Annotated in this window: 15 protein-coding genes; 5 read left to right on the top strand and 10 right to left on the bottom strand. The window is 51.5% G+C overall.

All coding sequences use genetic code 11. The annotated features are described in order from the left end of the window. Positions 1 to 157 precede the first annotated feature (157 nt). Both RGQ30_RS04145 and RGQ30_RS04140 read left to right on the top strand, forming a co-directional pair. Complete coding sequence (locus RGQ30_RS04145) at positions 158 to 739, top strand: sigma-70 family RNA polymerase sigma factor (RefSeq protein WP_130558191.1); 582 nt, start codon at positions 158 to 160, stop codon at positions 737 to 739. Then, positions 736 to 1,371 (top strand): NrsF family protein, encoded by a 636-nt coding sequence (locus tag RGQ30_RS04140; RefSeq protein WP_130558192.1) that lies wholly within the window; start codon positions 736 to 738, stop codon positions 1,369 to 1,371. The genes RGQ30_RS04145 and RGQ30_RS04140 overlap by 4 nt, the downstream gene beginning before the upstream one ends. A 6-nt stretch (positions 1,372 to 1,377) precedes the next feature. On the opposite strand, the gene RGQ30_RS04135 is transcribed toward RGQ30_RS04140, so the two are convergent. The 8 genes from RGQ30_RS04135 to RGQ30_RS04100 all read right to left on the bottom strand — a co-directional run bounded on the left by RGQ30_RS04135 (position 1,378) and on the right by RGQ30_RS04100 (position 12,213). Then, positions 1,378 to 2,040 (bottom strand): 2OG-Fe(II) oxygenase, encoded by a 663-nt coding sequence (locus RGQ30_RS04135; protein ID WP_130558193.1) that lies wholly within the window; start codon positions 2,038 to 2,040, stop codon positions 1,378 to 1,380. Between the two features lie 54 nt (positions 2,041 to 2,094). After that, positions 2,095 to 3,006 carry a chemotaxis protein gene (locus RGQ30_RS04130; protein WP_338284777.1) on the bottom strand — a complete coding sequence of 304 codons (912 nt, stop codon included), beginning with the start codon at positions 3,004 to 3,006 and terminating at the stop codon, positions 2,095 to 2,097. A gap of 122 nt (positions 3,007 to 3,128) precedes the next feature. Continuing rightward, entirely contained in the window at positions 3,129 to 4,061 is a 933-nt protein-coding gene (locus RGQ30_RS04125) for a hypothetical protein (protein WP_130558195.1), read from the bottom strand. Positions 4,062 to 4,106: 45 nt separating this feature from the next. Further along, positions 4,107 to 5,090 carry a M14 family metallopeptidase gene (locus RGQ30_RS04120; RefSeq protein WP_298215470.1) on the bottom strand — a complete coding sequence of 328 codons (984 nt, stop codon included), beginning with the start codon at positions 5,088 to 5,090 and terminating at the stop codon, positions 4,107 to 4,109. Positions 5,091 to 5,217: 127 nt separating this feature from the next. Further along, a complete protein-coding gene (locus tag RGQ30_RS04115; RefSeq protein WP_130558197.1) occupies positions 5,218 to 7,584 on the bottom strand; it encodes an efflux RND transporter permease subunit in 2,367 nt (788 codons plus the stop codon). Between the two features lie 14 nt (positions 7,585 to 7,598). Continuing rightward, the gene (locus RGQ30_RS04110; protein WP_130558198.1) at positions 7,599 to 8,759 is read right to left on the bottom strand and encodes a WD40/YVTN/BNR-like repeat-containing protein; all 1,161 of its coding nucleotides are present in this window, start codon (positions 8,757 to 8,759) and stop codon (positions 7,599 to 7,601) included. Positions 8,760 to 8,862: 103 nt separating this feature from the next. Next, on the bottom strand, positions 8,863 to 10,206 hold the full coding sequence (locus RGQ30_RS04105; RefSeq protein ID WP_130558199.1) for a DUF1329 domain-containing protein: 1,344 nt from the start codon (positions 10,204 to 10,206) through the stop codon (positions 8,863 to 8,865). A 24-nt stretch (positions 10,207 to 10,230) separates the two neighbouring features. Then, a complete protein-coding gene (locus RGQ30_RS04100; RefSeq protein ID WP_130558200.1) occupies positions 10,231 to 12,213 on the bottom strand; it encodes a DUF1302 domain-containing protein in 1,983 nt (660 codons plus the stop codon). 254 nt (positions 12,214 to 12,467) lie between these two features. Here RGQ30_RS04100 and RGQ30_RS04095 point away from each other — a divergent pair, with 254 nt between their 5' ends. Then, positions 12,468 to 13,343: a methylated-DNA--[protein]-cysteine S-methyltransferase gene (locus tag RGQ30_RS04095; protein WP_130558201.1), complete on the top strand. Its 876-nt coding sequence runs from the start codon at positions 12,468 to 12,470 to the stop codon at positions 13,341 to 13,343. Positions 13,344 to 13,351: 8 nt separating this feature from the next. Here the strand turns inward: RGQ30_RS04095 and RGQ30_RS04090 are convergent, their stop codons facing one another. Further along, positions 13,352 to 14,413, bottom strand: a complete 1,062-nt coding sequence (locus tag RGQ30_RS04090) for an SDR family oxidoreductase (protein ID WP_338284772.1) — start codon at positions 14,411 to 14,413, stop codon at positions 13,352 to 13,354. A gap of 86 nt (positions 14,414 to 14,499) precedes the next feature. Between RGQ30_RS04090 and RGQ30_RS04085 the strand changes: the two genes are divergently transcribed. Together RGQ30_RS04085 and RGQ30_RS04080 are read left to right on the top strand one after the other, a co-directional pair. Beyond that, entirely contained in the window at positions 14,500 to 15,426 is a 927-nt protein-coding gene (locus RGQ30_RS04085; protein WP_338284771.1) for an alpha/beta hydrolase, read from the top strand. 96 nt (positions 15,427 to 15,522) lie between these two features. After that, on the top strand, positions 15,523 to 16,782 hold the full coding sequence (locus RGQ30_RS04080) for a serine hydrolase domain-containing protein (RefSeq protein WP_130558202.1): 1,260 nt from the start codon (positions 15,523 to 15,525) through the stop codon (positions 16,780 to 16,782). Between the two features lie 108 nt (positions 16,783 to 16,890). Here the strand turns inward: RGQ30_RS04080 and RGQ30_RS04075 are convergent, their stop codons facing one another. Continuing rightward, a complete protein-coding gene (locus RGQ30_RS04075) occupies positions 16,891 to 20,562 on the bottom strand; it encodes a Mur ligase family protein (RefSeq protein WP_130558203.1) in 3,672 nt (1,223 codons plus the stop codon). Positions 20,563 to 20,618 lie beyond the last annotated feature (56 nt).

Genomic DNA, 20,618 nt, shown 5'->3' with positions numbered 1-20,618 from the left:
TATTCCCCCAATGCTGGCGAGTGTTTTAAACAGAACCTCATTATAGGGGCACTGCTTTGCAGAACCAGTGCATGTTAAGCAACTGCGACGCCTTCGCGGGGCAAATTGAAGTGTGGTAGTGTCTGTCATCAACAATCTGGTTTGCCTTTGTAACCGAATGACCCCTCCCAACGAATTCACTCCAACGGCGCCTTACGACGACTTTGAGCGAACACTCAAACCCTTGTGGATGCGCGGCCAGCGTGGCGACTCATCAGCCTATCGGGAGGCATTGGCCACCATTGCGCAACGCTTGCGCCGGTTTTATGGCAGGCGACTGCAGGCACTGCCTGACGAGGTGGAAGACCTGGTTCAGGAAACACTGCTGGCCTTGCACCTGCAACGTGGCACTTACGATGAAACGCTGCCGGTGAGTAGTTGGGTGTTTGCGATTGCCCGTCACAAATTGGTGGATTTGTGGCGCCGACGAGGACGAAAAGAGAGTCTGAATGATTCGCTGGATGAACTGACCGAGGACCAACATCCTTTCGCTCCCGAAGAATTGCCCTCGAAGCGGGATTTGTCGGTGTTGCTTGAGCAATTGCCTGAATCGCAGAAACAGGCCATTTTATTGACCAAAATTGAAGGGCTGTCCATGGTCGAGGCATCGAATCGAAGCGGTGTTTCTGTAGCAGCGCTTAAGGTTCAAGTGCACCGTGGCCTGAAACAACTGGCCGCTTTGGTAAGGGAAGAATCATGAAAACTGTGGATCTGATTAACCTGTTGAGCAGCGAGGCTGGACCTGCCCCGAAAGTCTCCATGGCGCGTCGGCTAGTTCCCGCAGCTTTGTTGGGTGGGTTGATCGCCGCCATTCTGGTGCTTGCAGTGCTGGGCCTCATTCCTCAAACCATGTTTGCCGAGCCCGGCCCCTGGATCAAAATAACCTATGCAAGTGCCTTGGCCTTTGCCGCAGCCTGGCTGGTGGCTCGCTTGGGCAAACCCGGAGCATCTGGTCAGCAGGCATTTCTGGCTGTTTTGGGTGTGGTCGGGGTGATGGCAATGGCTGGTATCATTTCCTATCTGGGCACACCAGAACCTGAGCGTGCCGCAGCACTAATGGGGCACTCCTGGCTGGTTTGCCCTTGGGCAATTTTGAGTTTGTCCGTGCCGGTGATGGCAGGAGCTTTTTGGGCGATGCGTGGCCTGGCGCCAACCAACCTCACACTGGCAGGCGCAGCATGCGGCGTATTCTCTGGAGCAGTGGCTGCTTTGGCCTATGCCCTGGCCTGCACTGAACCGGCCGCGCCCTTCATCGCGATCTGGTACACATTGGGAATCGCCCTGGCTGGCGCATTGGGCGCGCTTTTAGGCCCGAAGTTTCTGCGCTGGTAGCCTGTTTCAGGCGGGTGGATCCACCTTGTTACCAGTGGATGTATTGACCCGGTACCAACCAGCAATACTGTAACGGTCGCGCTTGGCCGGCAGCACTTCATGCGGAAACTCTTCACTCAGAAACACAGCCAGTGTGCCCAACTCGGGCTTCACGGTGAACAGTTTTTGATTGGGTTCTGTTTCCTGGTACAAAACCATTTCACCGCCTTCATCGTCTGCCCAATCCGGGTTCAGGTACAGCACCACAGACAGTATGCGGTTGGCCTGCCCCCGAAACGCATCGAGGTGGGTTTTGTAAAAAGCCCCGGGGGCGTAATGTGCAAAATGAGACTCAAACGTAAAAAGACCAAGCATTAGCTTACGGTTCAAGTGCTGTTGCAAACGCGAGCTAAACTCCAGCCATTCATTTTTTGGCCCCTCACCGGGTTCAATCCAGACTATCTCGTCCCGGCGTAAATCAGCGTTGGTTTGATTGCGCACGTCACGGCCAACACCTGCTTGCTTGAAAGCGGATTTGTCCAGACTCAACAACGTCTGCCTCAAGTTCAGGCACAAGTCATTGGGCAAGGCATTGGGGCGAACACTGAAACCGCTTGAGCGCAAGTCGTCGGCGATGTTATCGAACAACACGAACAGGTCAGAGGAAAGCGAGGCCAAGTTGGTCATCATGAAAGTCGCATCACGGGAATGAAACGAAGTGTAGCGCTTCCATGATGGTGAAAATCAGGCGTGTGTCAGAAGCTGCCCAATCGCGTTGGACAAGGACGCGGAATCAAACTTCTTGACGTAAATATTGACGCCCGCATCAATGCCGCGGCGCGCATTCTCCTCGGAAGTCAGCGAGGAATACATGATGATCGGGATGTTCTTGAAGCGCGGATCGCCCTTGAGTTTTCGCGTCAGGGTACATCCATCCATGATTGGCATTTCCTCATCGACCAAAACCAGGGAAACGCGTTGTTGAATGGCAACGTGACTGGACTCGGCCGACGAGGCCATGGCCAACAGCTTTTGTTCAGCCTCAACCCCGTTGACCGCGTGGCTGTGTTGTAGCCCCATGGTGTCCAGTACTTCGCCAATTTTCCGTCTGGCTACCAGGGAATCATCCACGAAAAACACCGGGCCGACCTGATTCAGTTCAAATCCGGTGCTGACTGCTGTAGCTTCTTTTTCCGGTAACACCCGATGACACACGCTTTCAATGTCCACCAGCGAAACAAGATTGCCGTCGGCCAGCATCACTACGCCAAACACTGCGCCCTGCTCTGCATCGTACCGCTGGGGAGGTTTTACATCCGACCAGGGCACGCGAATGATCTTGTCGACGTCTGTTACGGCGAAAGCCACAGACCTTGACGCAAACTCGGAAATGATCATTTTGGTATCGGGTTGATCAGTCGACATGCCAATGGCATTGCCCAGTGACACAACGGGCAACACCTGTCCACGCAGGGAAATCACGCCGTTCATTGCACCTTCTTGACCTGGAATCTGGGTGACCTGACTCATTTCGGTCACCTCGCGTATCTTGAATACATTCAGGCCAAAGGTTTCCTCGCCACCCAGCGAAAAGAGAAGAATTTCGATCATCTCGGTGGAGGATTCAGTTTGAGTGCGTCGATTGTTGTAGTTCATGCGTAGCAGGACCGGTGACTTTGACCAGTATTCATTCTGACGCATGCCAGTTCAATTCAAATCCTTAGGAAGGGGGATAAACAAGGCCCTTTATCTGGCTTGGAGCGATTGGATTGGAACGGTTAAACAGCAAGGCCCGCTAACTCACTTTTCAAGTCACCCACAAAAGGGCCGATTTGCGGCAATGAAATAGACCCTATTGGCTGACCAATACTGTCCAAAGTACCATTGATCAAGGTGGCAAACTCGCCGTAGTAATCGATGGCCAGCAGTGGTTCTGTTACGGAACTCAGTGGATCAACTCCTGTGCGGTCGATCACCTGTGAGGCCAGTTCGCGGCCAACTCCAGCCACATTGTCCTGTAGCTCTGCCCGCACGGAACGTGACAACTCGGACCCAAGTTCAAGAACAAGTTCACGAACCGCGCCTTGAGTGCTTCCATCGAGTTCTGTAGAAACATCGCTGGATGCTGCCTCAACCTTTGCTAAAAGCTGCTCCAGAAAGCTTGCCATGGAATTTGTGGAATTGCTGGACGCAGCGGGTTCACTACCCACATCCAAGGCCCCACGAGTGTCATTGGACTGGGTGCCCGATAACGCGGAATTGTCTGCATCAGACGTCTGAAAACGTGTCATCAGTTCAGCGTCGAGGGGGACTTGACGCAATAGGCCGGGACCAAACCCTGTTGGCTCGTCAACCAACCCATTCAACATATTTCCGCTGCGCACCTGTGTGGAAGCAACTTCAACAATTGATTTTTCATTTGAGAAGGCTGCATCCAAATCAGATGAATTGGGATGACTCTCATTAACTGACTCTAAGCCGGTCAACGGCAATCCCAAGGCGGATTCCAACGAACCGATGTCATTGTGCAAACTGACCGCTTCGTAGGATGGAGACGTTGCTCCACCAAGCACAGCGACTGCTTGGTTCAAGCGATCTACACCGTAAACGTCTTGCAAAAACCTGCTCATTGGGAATACGTTAATTGAATCGAGGCTCCCATTTAAACAAATCGCAACTTGGTATTCAATCCGGAAAATGATATTTTTCAAACACTTGATTGTAGGTATTTGATGTGATTTGCTAGGAAAAATTACCTATACACCGGATTTTAAATATGAATTATTGTCAATCGCCAGATAGAACCATTCTTGCCCTGCTTGCGACAGGGTGTTTGGAAACACGATAAAACCGTCCCGAGTGGCCCGCACTTCCTCACCACTTTTACGCACCCCGATCAATTCACCTTTTTTTACTGAATCAAAACTGGACCAGGGTCTGGAAAACGTGTCATCGAAATGCTGCTTGTCATTGACTTCGACCAAGCTTAAATGTTGATATTCCGTTACCGCAGGCATCGCCACGCCGTCAATCAGGCCAAGGTGAACCAGGGTATTCTCAATGGCCGCATAAGCAATGGCTGGTCCATTTGGGTCTTCGTGCTGCCCACATTCCAATGTCACGGCGTAACCGCCATTTGAACGCATGCATTCGGTGGTGCCCATGCCGTAGCGTGGGTCAGTGTTCAAGCCCTCGCCTGATTGTCCGGTGGCTTTCAAATGCGCCACCCGGTTGGCCACACCTTTCGCATACGTATCCAGCCATCCGTCCACAAATCGGGAAACACCCAAACGCAAAGCCAGCCCTCGCTCGGCATTCTCATGCTTGAACGATTCCAGCTCGGTATTGTTGTTCTTGGGGCCGAACAAGGCAAAAGGCACATCGCCTTTTTGAAAGGTGTGAATGTCCAGCAGCACGTCGTGCGCAGCCAGTAGTGGACACAACCAGTTGGCAACGTGGTCCTCGAAATCCTGAGGGTTGTCGGTCGGTGTCAGGTTCCTGTTCAGGTTCCGGTCACCGTTGCGCTGTTTTCTGTTGTAAGCCAAGGGGTTGGTGATTGGCACAAAAGTCACTTGGCCGTTTTGAAGCAGCCTTTCGCCGGCTTCAAACTCCTGAATCACTTTTAAAATGGCCTTGCTACCCGACACTTCATTGCCGTGGACCGCGCCCAGCACAATCAGCCTGGGGCCAGGCTTCAAGGCCGTAAACGTCACCGACTTGAACTGTAAGGGATGTGGCATGGCGGGAAGATCAGGAAAATGCATGGTGAGCTGACTGAGTGGATCTGTGATGCGAGGAGATTAACACAAACCGACCCACGTAAAAAAAGGGCAGCCTGAGCCGCCCTTGAGTTCGTGATCACGGCAATTATCGGGCTGGGCCTTCGACGGAAGGACCGAACCGCTTTTTGACCGCACCGAATGCGAACAAACGCACCAACGCCGGAATCAATACGATGGCGCCCACCATGTTCCACAAGAACATGAAGGCCAACAACATGCCCATGTCAGCCTGAAACTTGATGGCTGAAAACGCCCAGGTAAACACACCCAAGGCGAGGGTTACCGCCGTCAATGCCACCGCCACACCGGTGGAGCGCAAAGTTTCGAAGTAAGCGTCCTTGAAATTCAAACCCTTGGCCAGGAAGCTTTCCAGGCGGTTGTAGATGTAAATACCATAGTCCACCCCAATGCCAACACCGAGCGCAATCACTGGCAAGGTCGCCACCTTGATACCCAGGTTCAACTGCACCATGATGACCCGGCACAGCACCTCGGTGATGAACAAGGGAATCATAATGGCCAACATCACGCGGAAACTCTTGAATTCCCACCACACCAATGCACCAATAATGCTGTAAACCAGCAGCAGCATAACGCGCTGGGCTTGTTCCACCACAATATTGGTTGCTGCTTCAATACCGCTGTTCCCGGCAGCCAGAACAAACTTGGCGTCAGCAGAATCATTTTCAGCAGCAAAGACCTGTACCTTGGCTACCACACGTTCCAAGGTTTCCGCTTTGTGGTCGGACAGGAACAAAATCACCGGTGTCATGGAACATTCCGAGTTGTACAAAGTGGTCGGAATGTTCTTGTGTGCGCCGTTGGAAATGAAGCGGTCGCGGGAAATGGCCAGCCACTTGGGATTGCCACCGTTAAAGCCCGCGATGATGTTCTTCATGATGGTGAACAGCGACATTGTGCCTTCAACACCTTCCACGTTTTCCATTTCCCACTGAAAACGGTCTACTACCGACGCAACCGGGTAGGCACCACATTCACCCACAGGTGTTTCCACCATCACCACGAATACGTCAGAGCTGGTGGAATAGTTTTCCACCAGAAACTTCACATCCTGGTTGTACCGTGAATTCGGGCGCAGTTCAGGTGCACCTGGATCAAGGTCACCGATCTTGATATCGGCTGAAGCGAACAGGCCAAGGACCAAAATGACCCCAGCCACAGCGGCCACGCCATACGCCACTTTCTTTTCGGTCAACCGGGAAAGCAAATGTGACACGGTGTGTTTACCCGCCTCTTGCTTGGCCACCCGACGCAAACCACTTTCAGTCACGTCGGTGTAGCTCATCAACACTGGTAACAAAAACATTTTGGTGAAAATAATTACCGCCACACCGATGGAGGCACTGATTGCCAATTCGCGAATCACCCCGATTTCAATCACCAGCAGGGTAGAAAAACCTACAGCATCGGCCAATAAGGCAACCGAACCCGGAATGAACAGCAACCGGAATGTGGCCTTGGATGCATCAATCTTGTTGGCTCCCTGGAAGCGCTCCGCTGCCATGGTACGCACGTTCTGAATCGCATGGCTTACACCGATCGCGAAGGTCAGGAACGGCACCAGAATAGAATAAGGATCAAGACCAAAACCCAGCAGGCTGACCGCCCCCAGGTGCCATATCACAGCAAGCGAACAGCAAAAGATTGTGGCTGCAGTACTCTTCCAGCAACGGGAGTACCAGAACAGCAAAATCACCGTCAGGATAAAGGTGATCGCGAAAAATCCGGCGATGTCTTTTGAACCGTCTATCAGGTCGCCCACCAGCTTTGCGAAGCCGGTGATGTGGATGTCAATGCTGTCACTTTGATACTTGTCTCGAACAAGCTCCTCCACCTGCGTGGCCAGCTTGCCGTAGCTGAGTTTCTCGCCAGTGTCGGGGTCCACTTCCAGCAAGGGGGCCAGAATGATTGCAGAACGCTGGTCATTGGAAACCAGCGAGCCAATTCTGCCCGACCTTTCGACGTTGGCCTTCACCGCCTCAATTTGCTCGGGCGTGCCAGCGAAACCCTGGCCAATCACCGGCCCCATGCGTAGGCCTTCTTCGGTCACCTGCCGCCACATCACGTTTGGCGTCCAGATGGAACTCAGGTTGCCGCGGTCCACACCTGGAATGTAAAACACCTCATCGGTGATCTGCCGCAACTTCTCAAGAAACTCCGCGTCGTAAATCGTGCCGTTCTTGTTGTGCACGGCGATCCGCAACACGTTGCCCAAAGGGCGCAGCTCATTCTCGTATTTCAAATAATTGGCAATGAAGGGGTGTGTCACCGGCACCATTTTCTGGAACGATGCATCTGGCCGCAACTGCGTGGCGTGGTAGGCAAAAAACACCGACAACACGGCAAACACGGCAATGACCAGCTTTCTGTGGCCAAACAGGATTGATTCAAAAAACCGCTCAACCTTGCCCATTTCTTGTTGATTACTCATTTCCATTTATCCAGTTAGCGTGGCAGCGGGAGGGTTCGGGGGCCATTCTGACCACTCAATATCAAGGCGTTGCCAACGAGGGCCATGCCGGTCACGGGCTTGCCCTCCGCAGCGCTCACCATTTTCAATACGGTGCCAGTTTCATCAGTGCTCACCAATCGACCCTTCTGGTCAACAAACAGCAGGGTTTTCCCAAGATGCAAGCCTTTCACAAAGCTTTCCTTGCTTGGGCTCATCAACTTCCACCAAGCCTGTGCACCTGCCCCCAGTCGATAAATGTTGCCGCCAAAACCGTAGGCAAACACGATGGGTTGTCCTGCCTCGTTCCGGGTTACCACGGTGCCATAGAAATGCCCGTTGTAGCCTGTGTCGAAGCGCGTCCAGGTCACGCCAAAGTCCGTAGACATGTACACGCGCCCTGCCTCGCCGGCGATCAGCATCAAACCGGTCTCATCGCCATACAAGCCGTTGTAATGGCGAAAATCCGGATTGTCCAGACGATCAGCAATCAGCAGCCAGTTTGCCCCACCATCGGTGGTCTCAAAAATCTGCCCGTAACTGCCCACGACCCATCCCGTCTTGGAATCCTTGAACCACACGTCCAGCAAAGGGCGTGCCGGACCAAACCTTGCGCCCGCTTCTGCATCTTCGAATGCAAAAACAGCTGCCTCCAGGGCCTCGTTCATCTTTTCCTGGTCGGCAGGCTTTGCCGCATCGTAGCGGCTTTGCATGTCATCCATTTTCTTTTTGGCAGCCGCCACCACTTGCTGGTTGGCCTTGATGCCATCAAATACCTTGACCCAACTTGCGCCGGCATCCGTGGACTTCAATACCACACCATCGTGCCCCACCACGAATGCCAGTGAATCAGTCACAAACTCCACGCCGGTCAAATTGACCGACACAGGGACCTTGGCCTGGGTCCAGACCTGGCCCTCGTTGTCTTTTACACCTTGAGCCGCATTGCCTGCGGAAAAGTCACGCTTCAGGACAATGCCCCGTTCACCCACAGTCAGCACCTGGCTGCCTTTGGACGCCACGTTCAGCGACAAGGCCTTCGCGGCTTTGGGTGCCTGGATCGCCGGCAACTCCAAAGGATCTTTGAATGCGTAACCCGGCAGTCCGATACCCAGACCTACAACCAAAAGGGCAACGCGCAACAGCGGCTTGTTCATGCCATCTCCAATTTAAAAAACCCAGAGAAAAGTTCCTCTGGGTCAAACCTGCTTGAATACATGTGGAGAAGATCTTCAGCGCACCCTCTCCACCGAGAAAAGATTACCGTCCCATGCGACGCAAAGCCGCGGTGGAAAAATCGGCATTGGTGTATTTTTTACCAAACTCTACCGGCTTCTCTTCGTTGGTCAAAGCGTTGACCAGGTAGCGTCTGGCTTGCAGGTCATAAATCACTTCACCTGCAGGTCCAAATGCCGGTGCGTCGTACAACTGCACGCCGTACACTTCACGCACTCGCCACAAACCACCTCGGGCATCGTACTGGTCTGCATGCAAAACAGACCATGAATCTTCATCAATGAAAAACACACGCTTGGAATAAATGTGGCGTGCGCCTGGCTTCAGCGTGGCCTCGACAACCCACACGCGGTGCAATTCATAGCGCAAGTGGTCCGGGTTCACATGATTCGGCTTGATGATGTCGCTGTATTTGAGCGCCTTGCTGGTGAGCTTGTAGTTGTTGTAAGCCACGTACATTTCTCTTTTGCCCAGCAGCTTCCAGTTGTAGCGGTCAGGGGCGCCGTTAAAGCCATTGAAGTCGTCGTTGGTACGAAGACCATCGGCACCAATACCAGGGGAGTCATACGCCAACTCGGGAGCACGAATGACACGTCGCTGGCCCGGATTGTACTGCCAGGCCAAACGCGGCTCCTGCACTTGGTTCAATGGCTCGTGAACCAGAGCGACCTCACCGGCCGCATTGGCAGGGGCTGTTGTCTGGTTCAGGTAATAGAAAATCCGGTTGGGTTCCGGTTCAGCCATGAATGATGCATAAGAAATGGTTTCCGTACGCTTTCCAACAGTAAAGCTGCCGTTGGTTTGAACAGGAAAGTCTGCAGAATGACGCGTGATCGAACCACCCAGGTCTCGCATCAAGTGATTCCAGATCACCTGAATGCCGTCTGCAGGAACCGGGAACGGCACGTTGGACTTCTTCAAATTCAAGATGCCATTGCCACCTTCCGCCAGCTTGATACCCGCCGCTTCTTCCTTGGCAAACTTGTAAACATCAGCGCGATAGGCCGCCGTACGCTGGGTTGGGTACACATTGATCTTGTACGTGGGATAACGCTTCATCATTTCCATCTGACCCGGTGCCAGCTTGTCCTTGTGCTGTTCCATGTTGGCAGCAGTAATGGTCAGGACAGGTTTATCTGCGGCAAAGGGATCAAGGTAGCCTTTGGCTGGGTCGAAGCCTGCTGGTGGCTTGGACAAGCCACCATTCCAGGCCGGGATGGTACCAGCCGCATTGCCTGCTTTTTCAGCACCGATTGGGGTTAAAGTCGATCCCAGTTTCGACAAATCTGCGGTTTGCGCCTGTACCGCAAGGCACGTTCCAAGCATGGCCAAGGACACAGCCAAATGCTTCATATTGCTCAACTTCATTTCAAACATCTCCTAAAACAACCATTACAGATTCGCGCCTACGACCAACGACAAAAAGTCACGGTCTTTGAATGGATCAAAATAAGCCTTGTCATTGAACATGCTGTAGTTCATCTCGGCGAAATACTTTGCGGACTGCATTTCAGCCCTCAAGCCAAGCCCCAGGTTCATGCGGTCTTCAAGAAACACGCCATCTGCTGAAAACCCCTTGAAATCGTGCGAGAAAAACAGTCGTGGAATCAAAGTGACACCAAACAAGGCATCGGGATAAGTCAAAGCCGTCAGAATTCGATAGCCAAAAGCCGTCTCGGTGGCATATCCATCCACGGTACAGTTACGCGGATTGGGGTTGATGGCTGCATCGCAGTTACCACCGTTGTAAGTAATGTGTGAACCCGCACCAAAAGCAGGGGAGCGCCCAAAACGCTCGCCGGTGAATGGATCACCAATGCCACGCCACATTTGGGCACCCAACTCACCCACCACCGCAACCTGGCTAGCCCCCAGGCGACGAGGGAACAACGCAATGGTTGAAATCTGCGCCTGAATCTTGTCAAGTGGCTTGTAACCTTGCAACACAGAGCCCACAGGGAATTGAGCAGCATCACCATATCGGCCCAGTGGCCCATCTCCCGTTGCGCCGCCCTTCAACAAATCCGCAGTGTTGTAACCTGCCGGATAGTCTTTGGTGTAGCTGATTTCACCGAAGACGGAATAGCCAAACAATTCCGTTGCAGCAGAAAGGCCCGCCACCTGAATATTCTCTTTGCTGTAATCAAAGAAATAAGACAAGGGATTCACTACATTCTGCCCCCCCACGCCGATCCCATTGAAAGCGGAGTTGCTGATACCCGATGGTGTTTTGACCAGGCTCAGTGCCGGAATACGCTGGTGATAATTCACAAAATAGGCACCAAACTCTGTACCGATTTCCCCTGCATAGTAACGTGCAGCCAGGCCCGCCTGCCCACTGTCTTTGGGTCGGCCATCTGCCAGTTGAGCCATACGGAAATTCAAACTACTTAAATCTGCTGGCAAACCCGTGAGACCACCGAGTAAGTTGGTCAGAGGACCCAAACCAGAAAATAAAGTTGTGTTGATCGGCAGACCACCCGCGTTGATCGTGCCACCACCCGAAAAAGTCTGCTGATCGTTGTAGCCCGTGAAATCAATGTTGGCACCGCCCAGGCTCAAAACACCCGGGTTGATTGGTGCCCCCTGAAAATTACAGTTCAACAGATCGGCTTGAGAGAAAAATGTGCCGCAACCATCAGCCACAACTTTTTCATGATTCAGCTGAACAAAACCCTCAAGCGACAAAGTTTCAGTGGCCTGCAAGTTTGCATAAATCTGAGGAATTGGCAGGAACACTTCTTTCAACTGCGCACCGGGCCGGCGCAAGGCCGCTGAGTCGAAATTGGAATACTGGTTCACCCCGCCTAATATGAACAGTGCCTCGCCCCACGTCACCACCTGATTACCCACTTTCAGGGTCAGGGGTTTGCCAAGTGGCTCAAAGTCGGCAAATACATAAGCGTCAAGAAACTGCGCATCTTCAAACTTGGTGCCTTTGTCGAAGCCGTCGTCATTCAGTGCTTCATTGGATCTGAATCCATTGTTGGACGACCCATGGGCCACCCGGTTGCTGCGGTTGTGAAAATCCGAGAACGCCTTGGCCCGCACAAACAAACCATAGTTGTCTTTTTTCAGCTCAAGTTCACCAACCGCCTTGGCCACCGCATTGAATACATCGCCCTTCTGGTAATTCAAATTACCATCGTCCACAGTTCCGCTGGAGGCTGTACCGCCGTTACCAATGAATATCAGCGATTTGTCCGCATCCTTCATACGCATTGAAGCACCCACGGTCACTTCCATCGCCCAGCGGCCTTCGATACCAGCGGGACCCTCAAAGGCCCCGGCGGCAACGGCCCCGCCTTGCATCGACACAAGTGCAGCAGCAACAGCAAACTTCAACAGGGAATTTTTCGGCAGAAAACCGACCATGTATGTCTCCTCTGGGCCTTATTGACCTCTTGAATTCATCGCGAACAGCGCGATAGAAATGTGTACCGGTTAGCCTTGTTACTAAGTCACACAATTTTCAGATTCACAAATCGAACAATACCCACAAGAAATAGAAAAGCCCTTGCGAATATCAATGTAACTTGTGAGTAAATTGCCAACTTCGCAAGAAACAGATTGCCTCACACGCCCTTCAGACAGAAACTGTCCCCGTGATCATTCCTTTGCATCCAACCGTGAAATCACCTGAATCCGACAAAAACTTCCAGCTCATTGAAAAAGCAATTCGGTACCTGGAGCATTGCGTAAGTCCGACCACCGAAACAGACACTGCGCCTTCATTTGCAGATCTGGCGAAAACTCTCGACATTTCCCCGACGCACTTGCAGCGCTTGTTTACAAGCTGGGCTGGAATCAGTCCAAAGCAGTTTGTAATGTGCCTGCAAAAAGATCACGCCCGCCAATTAATACAGACCGGGATGAGTACCCTGTCGACATCCAATGAAATGGGCTTTCGAAGCACCAGCAAATTGCATCGGCTTCTGGTGCAATTTGAAGCCATGACCCCGGGTGAAATCAAAAGTCAAGGCGCTGGCCTCACGTTTTCTATCGGGCAAGGGGAGAGCCCATTCGGTCAAGCCTTTGTGTGCCTGAGCAACAAAGGAATCAACAGCCTTGAGTTTCAAACAGAGAATCTGAGTTACGAACAGTGGCGCCAAGGTATTCTACAGTTGTACCCCAAGGTGCAACTCATCCAATCCGACCCTGTTGCACTGCAGGTGATTGAACAGATATTTCACCCACACCAAGATGCCACTGCTTCATTTGGCCTGCACCTGCGGGGAACACCTTTTCAGTTGCAGGTTTGGCAAGCGCTCATGCATCTGCCGCCCGGCCACTTGGCCAGCTATCAACAATTGGCGGCGTTCATCGGGAAACCTGCTGCCTGCCGGGCAGTGGGCAGTGCCGTTGCAAAAAATCCGATTGCCTATCTGATCCCATGTCATCGGGTCATTCAAGCGACCGGCGAACTCGGCAACTATCGATGGGACAGCACCCGAAAAAAAGCCCTGCACATCTGGGAACAGGGCTTGATTACAACTCGACGATAGAGAAGAAACTAGCGTTTTTTCAACAAACCGTCTTCGATCATTTGCGCAAAATGTTCCGCCAGCGTATCGGCCAAAGGCCTGTATTGAACGCCGAGATTTTTCACGGATCTGCTGTTGTCAAAGCGCAGGGTGTACCCCACATTCCTCTGGATGAACTCGCGGCTCACGCCGGCGGCAATCGGCGCGACTAGCTTTACCAAAAACTTGGGCAACTGCATCGTTGGCAAGGGATATTTTGGAAACCGTTCACGCAGCAGGCTAGCCATTTGTAACAAACTGGCCGTGTGCCCACTCAAAATATAACGGCCCTCAGAATTTTCGTTCAGGCCGGCAAGCACATGGGCGCGTGCCACCTCACGCACATCCACAATCCCGAATTCCAGCATGGGCACACCAGTTCTCTGGCGGCCACTACCCAAATCGCGCATCACATCGATGCTGGTGGATTGGGTTTGAGCGGTCAGTGAAGGCCCCATCACCAGGCTTGGGTTAATGGTCACCAAATCCCAACGGCTTTGCCTTTTACACATTTCCCATGCTTTGCGCTCAGCCATCACCTTGGAATAGGAATACGGCTGGTGACTTTCGCTGCTGGTGTTGTTCCAAAGCTGCTCAGTGAATACACCTCCGGGTGCTTTCAAAATCTCAACTGCGTCTCCATACACCGACGCCACTGAACTGGTCAGCACAACTCGCTTCACCGACTCCACTGCATTGCAAGATTCCAGCACATTCGCAGTGCCTTCCACGGCCGGGCGAATCAGCGCCTCGTGTGCATCTTTAAAACCCTTGATCACGAAAGGCGATGCAGTGTGAATCACCCAGTCGCATCCCTCAATGGCTTGCGTAAAACTACCAGGCTTCAGCAAATCCGCATCAAACAGTTTCAAGGTGCCCTTGGTCCCTTGCGCCGCTTTCCACAAATGAGCCACTGAACTGGCTTTTTTCGAATCACGTACCGTGGCATGCACGGTCAAACCCTCTTCGAGCAAATACTTCACAATCCAGCCCGCGATATAGCCGGATGCGCCTGTTACGCAGACAGGCTTGTTCAAATCAATTTTGTGCATTGTCTCTACCCTGCAATCAATAGGTTGTTTTATATTAGGTCAGTGTCGCGGCTGGGCCGCCAAATCAACCTCAAATGTAGCATCCCATGAAATCACTCCGACTCGTCCTGCGCGCCTTCAAAGTCTTGCCACTGGTTTTATTGGGCGGTTGCTCGGCACTGCAAGTGGTCAACTCCGTATCAAAAATCTACACTGTCGATGTGAAGGAAAACATCGCATTTGGTGAAGACCCAAAGCTAAAGTACGACCTGTATCTGCCAGACACCGCCAGCGAGGAGTTCGATGCCACACCCGTCATCGTGTTTTTCTATGGGGGCAGCTGGAATCGGGGCGACAAATCTGAATATGAATTCGTCGGTCGCCGCCTTGCGTCCATGGGCTATATCGCGGCAATACCCAATTACCGGCTATACCCGGAAGTCAAATATCCCGCGTTTCTTGAAGATGGTGCATTAAGCATTGCTCACCTGAAAAAAGAACTGGCCAAGCCTGAATACAAGAATCGAAAACCGGCGCAACAGTTCATCATGATGGGACACAGCGCAGGCGCCTACAATGCGGCCATGCTCGCCCTCGATCCGCGCTGGCTTGAATCATCCGGGCTAACGCATCAAACCAGCATTCAGGGTTTTATCGGACTGGCTGGTGCCTACAACATTTACCCTATCAATGATGTTGAAGTGCGGCCCGTGTTTGATCACCCAAATTATCCACCCAAATCACAACCGATCGATTACACGGCAAAAGCCTCAGTTCCGTCTCTGATTCTTACGCCGGAAACCGACACCCTCGTCAGCATCGAACGCAACAGCGAAGCGTTGCACACCGCACTGAAGTCAGCGGGCAATCAGACCATTCTCCAGACCATCGAGGGCACAGATCACGTCACCATTGTAGGTACTCTCTCACCGCTGTTGTTTTTCAAGGGCAGCACTTCAAAACCCATCGAAAAATTTGTACGTACACTTCATAAACCTGCAACAGATCGCACTGCAACCGCATCCGAAAGATAGAGACTGGCCCCTAAAATCCAGGTTGACCGAAACTTTCGCTTGGAATAATACTTGTTTGCCAAATCAAAACCAATAAAACCGAGACAAAGCATTCCTATGTTCAAAAAAGCAAACACAGTGCCTGTGCCCAAAAATTTGGGTGGCGTCACACAAATAGATTCAAAAGCAGAAGTGAGTCCGTACGATGTCAGCATGACCCGCGACAATGTCGAGGCCATCTGGAACAGCGTAGAAAGTTTTTACAGAACCGGACTTCAGCCAGGCATGACCATGGTTGTGCGTCGCCAAGGTGAAATCGTATTGAAACGATCCATTGGTCACGCTCGGGGCAATCCGCCCCCACAACATCCCGATCAAGATGTCGATCAAGTCCTGATGACTCCTGATACACCGATCTGCCTTTTTTCAGCATCCAAAGCCATCACCGCCATGCTGGTGCACAAACTCCAGGAACAGGGAAAACTTGATCTTAACGACACAGTTGGCAAGTACATCCCTGAATTCGCCTGCAATGGAAAAGAAGGTATTACGATTGCCCATGTACTGTCGCATCGGGCAGGCGTGCCACAAATACCCATCAGCAATCCTCATCCGTCGCTTCTCTTTAAATGGGATAGTGTCATTGATCTGATCAACGCCGGATACACCAAACGCGGTGATGGCAGCCAGCAGGCCTATCATGCAATCGTCGGTGGTTATATCCTGGGGGAATTGGTTCAACGCATCACGGGTGAAAGCATTCAGGCCAATTTGCAAAAATTTATTGCAAAGCCACTGAACGCAAAATACCTCACTTATGGCTTGAACCCAGAGCACCACGATTCGGCCGCCTACAACTACAGCACCGGCGCTCTGCCCGTGTTTCCGATCAATGTACTGGCGAAACGCGCACTCAATATTGATTTCGAAAAGATTGCCAGTATTTCAAATAGCACCGACTTTTTGAATGCCAGTATACCGGCCGGTAATATCTATGGCACAGCCGATGAAGTCAGCCGTTTCTATCAGATGATGCTGGATGGCGGCCAGTTTAACGGCAAACAACTTTTCGAAGCTGAAACCATCAAGTTGGCTACCAAGCCCGCTGGCGGATTGTCAATCGATCAAACCCTGATGATCCCAATTCGTTTCTCCACAGGCTTCATGCTGGGGGAAAACCTGTTTTCCCTCTTCGGCGTCAAAGCACGCAAAGCGTATGGACACTTGGGACTTATCAACATCGTCACTTGGGCCGACCCCGCACGCGACATATCGGTGGCTTTCCTGAACACCGGGAAATCACTCGACCCGCGGTCAGTTCCTGCACTTGGAAAAATCCTGGTGTCGGTCAGCTCAAACTGCAGTGTATTGAAGTAACTACAACCGAAAGGAAGCTGCAAATCGTTGCAGCTTCTGAAGCCACATATCGCTTTCCGACCGGCTGCGACGATAAGCTGCTCGGAAAAAGCGATTGATCACATTCACCTACCCAAGACTTGAGGTCAACAACGAAACCAGCCGGTGCAAGCCTGTACCGTGAGATCCTTTTACCAACACTTGGTCACCATCCTGCAACAACTCGGCAAGCACCAAGGTCAAATCCTCAACATTCGAAAAGACAGCCACATGCGCTATTCCTGCCGCCAGAAGAGGTTCTTGTAAAACCCGGATCAAATTTCCACACAACACCACCAAATCGGGTTTCTGCTGAATCAAAACCTTCTCAAGCGCACGATGAAGGGTATCGGAATCATTTCCAAGCTCCAGCATGTCGCCCAAAATCATCACATTCCGTTTCGCCGCACTTTTCGTAGACAAAAGACCAGCAAGTTCAATTGAAGCTTGCATCGAAACCGGGTTGGCGTTGTAACTCTCGTCAATCAAACTAATCTGCTTTGAGTGAAAGGCAATGTCATGCACTTTTCCTCTTCCAGAGACTGGGGAAAAATTGCTCAGACCGGAAAGGAACACATCGACATCCAACTCCAAAGCCAACCCAACCGCCACACAGGCCAGCGTATTCAACACCATGTGTTTCCCTTCCAACCCTGATCTTAGAGTGTGCATACCCTTCGGTGTGTGCAGCAGCAATTCACCGCCAACAGGATCCCATCTTTCAACCCAAACAGTCGCCTGTTGACTGAATCCGTAGGTCAACACCCTGAGTCCTTGAGTTTGGGCCGCCTTGACCAGCAGATCTGAGTGCTCCGTATCAAGACAAATGACGGCCGCGCCACCATCTGGTACCCCAGTAAAAATCCTGGCCTTCTTGAGAGCCACATTTCTAGTCGTACCATGAAACTCAAGGTGGGAAGGCCCAATATTGGTCACCACTGCCACATCAGGTCGGGCCATACGGGTATTCTCGGCCATAGAGCCAATCGCCAATTCCAACACGGCGTAAGGTGTGCTCCAAGGCACTTGACAAAGATTCCACGCAACACCTGCCGGTAAGTTCGCGTTGCCCTTGGTACTGAAAACATCGCCAGATAGATGCGTCAAAGCGTGGGCGATCATACCGACAGTCGTTGTCTTGCCAGCAGTTCCTGTAACGCCAATCACTTTGCCGCGGAAGTGCCTGCGTGCAAGATATGCCAAATCAATCAAAGCCCTACGATTTGAAGACACACGATAAACAGGCAAGGCAGTCGGCACTGCAAAACTGGCCAACTCCTGATCCGACATCGAAGTAACAAGACCTGCCGGTGTAAAAGGCAATTTTGCCAGCCTTTCCACGCGAATACCCCGCTCCTTCGGGTCAGCAGCCACAACAGCAACCTGACCCTCTTTCATGGAGCCTTCCCACGTGAACAAACCTGTTGCTGACCAACTTTCCGCAGGTGACTGAATCCAATGGCCTGGCGTAGCTCTCGAAATGAAACCTGAATCCCAGGTCTTGAAATCCGACTCTGGGGTAGCAAGGGCGGGCAAAATTTCAGTGACATGATCACCTGCGAAATAAACTAAACGCCAAGGCTTATCTTGTTCATGCCAACAAAATCCGTAGCGGTGCGCATGTTTGCTTAGCCACTCGACTATTCGACCACCCTGGTCTTGGATTACATCGATTGCAATACCCCAGCCATATATCGACTTACCCGGAACAGCAGTCAACGATTGACCAGATTTCAACTTCCACTGACATCCTGACCAATGAACGGATAAAGCTGCCTCTACCCCACAAGGCTCAAAACGAGAGAAAAACAAGCGTTTCTGCACTTCAAGTGTGCGATACGTGTCGGCATCACTGACTGGCAACAGGATCAGCCCGACTCGGAGGGCATCCGTCCGCATCCGATTCCAGCATTCAGCAGCGCGCCAAAACAGTTTTCCACCGCGAATAGGCAAGAGAAGTTCCGGGTGTATCTCTCCATTCGCCTCACCCGACAAAGCAGCCGGCAAAGACACTGCTCTGATCGGCAGAGGCTTAGGATCAAGCTGCGAACCAAAAGAAGGTGGCACGAGTTCTGCAGAAGTTTCCGCTTCGAGGGGCAGGAAACGGACAGGCTTTCGCTCGAGCAAAAACTTTCGATACGCGATCAACCCTGAGAGGTAGTGTTCTACATCATCAATCCGCACTCTGAATGCCTGATGTCGTATGAAAAACGACCCTTCTATTCGCTGTGGATTGGCAAAAAACATCGCCAACTCTGGCCAAAAATGACCAGCAATCAATCGATTTGCCCTGATATGCAATGCCCGATAAAACTTCTCAAGATCCACTTCTCCAAGCAAATCCTGAAGCTCAGGCAAATCTCTCATACGCTGCAACATCTGCTCGGCTGCCATCATCAACTCAAGCAGAGTTGGAAAGGTAGTGATTCGTTCGAGAACAAAATCAAGGTAATCCTGAAAATTCCGAACGCCGAACTCAAAGTACTTGCGCAGAGGCTTGTATACAGTTAATTCGTTGACACAATAACTCAACCAATGGTCATGGCTACGGTCGTGCCTTGCATGAATAAAATACTCAAACGCACGTTCAACCAGTTCTAAATAAGCAGGTTTTCGGGTCAAACGATACAAGCGCATTAACGCAAATGCTGCTTCACCGTCGTAATAAATAATGCGGAAAACTTCCTTGACGCTAAGGTCAGGAAAATTCAAGACATGGACAAACTGACCCGTATTGGTATTGAACATTGCAGCCATACCGTGCGCCAGGCGCTCAAGCAACTGCATGTACTGCCTGTTTCCAGTCAACTCGGTGTATTTGCACAAAGCCAATACACAAACAGCATTGCCCCCCAACTTAACTTCATTGCCAGTATCGACAAGGAACGCCATTTCGTTGCCTGGTGGTAAGCTGGGTAAACTAACCACGTGAATTAGATTCTTGACCAAATAGTTCAGAGCGAGCTCGATCGAATTAAACAGCTCTGGACTTCTACTTACTTCCCAGGCTTCCAGCATGGCATAAGTAGAACTCGCGTGACGCAAAGTGTTATAGCCACTCACTTCGCGATCAAAACAAGGAAACAACCCGTAGACGAATCGACCGTTCTGATTGACCTGCCTCGATAAAAAATCTGACCCTTTGGTTACAAACCGTGTGGTGCTGTCAACATCAAGTTCTGAAATGATGCGATTGCCAACAAAGGGCCCATCCTGATGCAGCCTTACGGGATCCAGGGCATCTGGCCCAAGATAAACCCCGACAGTATTGAATAGCCAAACAGGTTTGTGATCAGAATCGTCCAATACAAATGCCTGTCCGTACTTACGACGTGCATACCGATTGAAGTTGCCAATATTCAACTGGGCTGTTTCAATGTCACTACCCGCAATTAGCATCGCATTGGCGTTTAACTCTGTTTCCAAAAAAAGGCATTCGAAATCCAGATCTAAAACCACACCTCTGCGGAAATAGTTACGCTTGGTTTTACTCAGCTCTTTCTTGAATTGCGCCCAGCTGTATTCCTGAACATCAATCAAACAATCCAGGCGGACATGAAGATTTTCCGAAGTGCTGCTCAAACACAGGGAACGAGATAACTCCACCACCAAAGGCCAGCATTCGTCGAAATTCTTAGCCAGCACGTGTCTTGAGGACGCACGGGATTGCTGCTCACCAACTGAAACAGCGATACAAAAAGGATCGCTTGAAATCTGACCAAATACTTTTTGAAAGAAATTCCGATGTGGCTGAAGGTCCAAGGCAACATTACCCAAGCAGTTATGACGACGAGAAAGTATAGCGGCAATTGAGTTTT

The organism is Limnobacter thiooxidans (assembly GCF_036323495.1).
Lineage (GTDB): Bacteria > Pseudomonadota > Gammaproteobacteria > Burkholderiales > Burkholderiaceae_B > Limnobacter > Limnobacter thiooxidans.
This window is presented reverse-complemented; position numbering and strand designations above follow the sequence as displayed.

Bases quoted from the DNA above. Each gene is read 5' to 3' on its own strand.
- RGQ30_RS04100 (WP_130558200.1), bottom strand. From the start codon at position 12,213: ATGGTCGGTTTTCTGCCGAAAAATTCCCTGTTGAAGTTTGCTGTTGCT.
- RGQ30_RS04135 (WP_130558193.1), bottom strand. From the start codon at position 2,040: ATGATGACCAACTTGGCCTCGCTTTCCTCTGACCTGTTCGTGTTGTTC.
- RGQ30_RS04080 (WP_130558202.1), top strand. From the start codon at position 15,523: ATGTTCAAAAAAGCAAACACAGTGCCTGTGCCCAAAAATTTGGGTGGC.
- RGQ30_RS04115 (WP_130558197.1), bottom strand. From the start codon at position 7,584: ATGAGTAATCAACAAGAAATGGGCAAGGTTGAGCGGTTTTTTGAATCA.
- RGQ30_RS04090 (WP_338284772.1), bottom strand. From the start codon at position 14,413: ATGCACAAAATTGATTTGAACAAGCCTGTCTGCGTAACAGGCGCATCC.
- RGQ30_RS04130 (WP_338284777.1), bottom strand. From the start codon at position 3,006: ATGAACTACAACAATCGACGCACTCAAACTGAATCCTCCACCGAGATG.
- RGQ30_RS04085 (WP_338284771.1), top strand. From the start codon at position 14,500: ATGAAATCACTCCGACTCGTCCTGCGCGCCTTCAAAGTCTTGCCACTG.
- RGQ30_RS04105 (WP_130558199.1), bottom strand. From the start codon at position 10,206: ATGAAGTTGAGCAATATGAAGCATTTGGCTGTGTCCTTGGCCATGCTT.
- RGQ30_RS04140 (WP_130558192.1), top strand. From the start codon at position 736: ATGAAAACTGTGGATCTGATTAACCTGTTGAGCAGCGAGGCTGGACCT.
- RGQ30_RS04145 (WP_130558191.1), top strand. From the start codon at position 158: ATGACCCCTCCCAACGAATTCACTCCAACGGCGCCTTACGACGACTTT.
- RGQ30_RS04110 (WP_130558198.1), bottom strand. From the start codon at position 8,759: ATGAACAAGCCGCTGTTGCGCGTTGCCCTTTTGGTTGTAGGTCTGGGT.
- RGQ30_RS04120 (WP_298215470.1), bottom strand. From the start codon at position 5,090: ATGCCACATCCCTTACAGTTCAAGTCGGTGACGTTTACGGCCTTGAAG.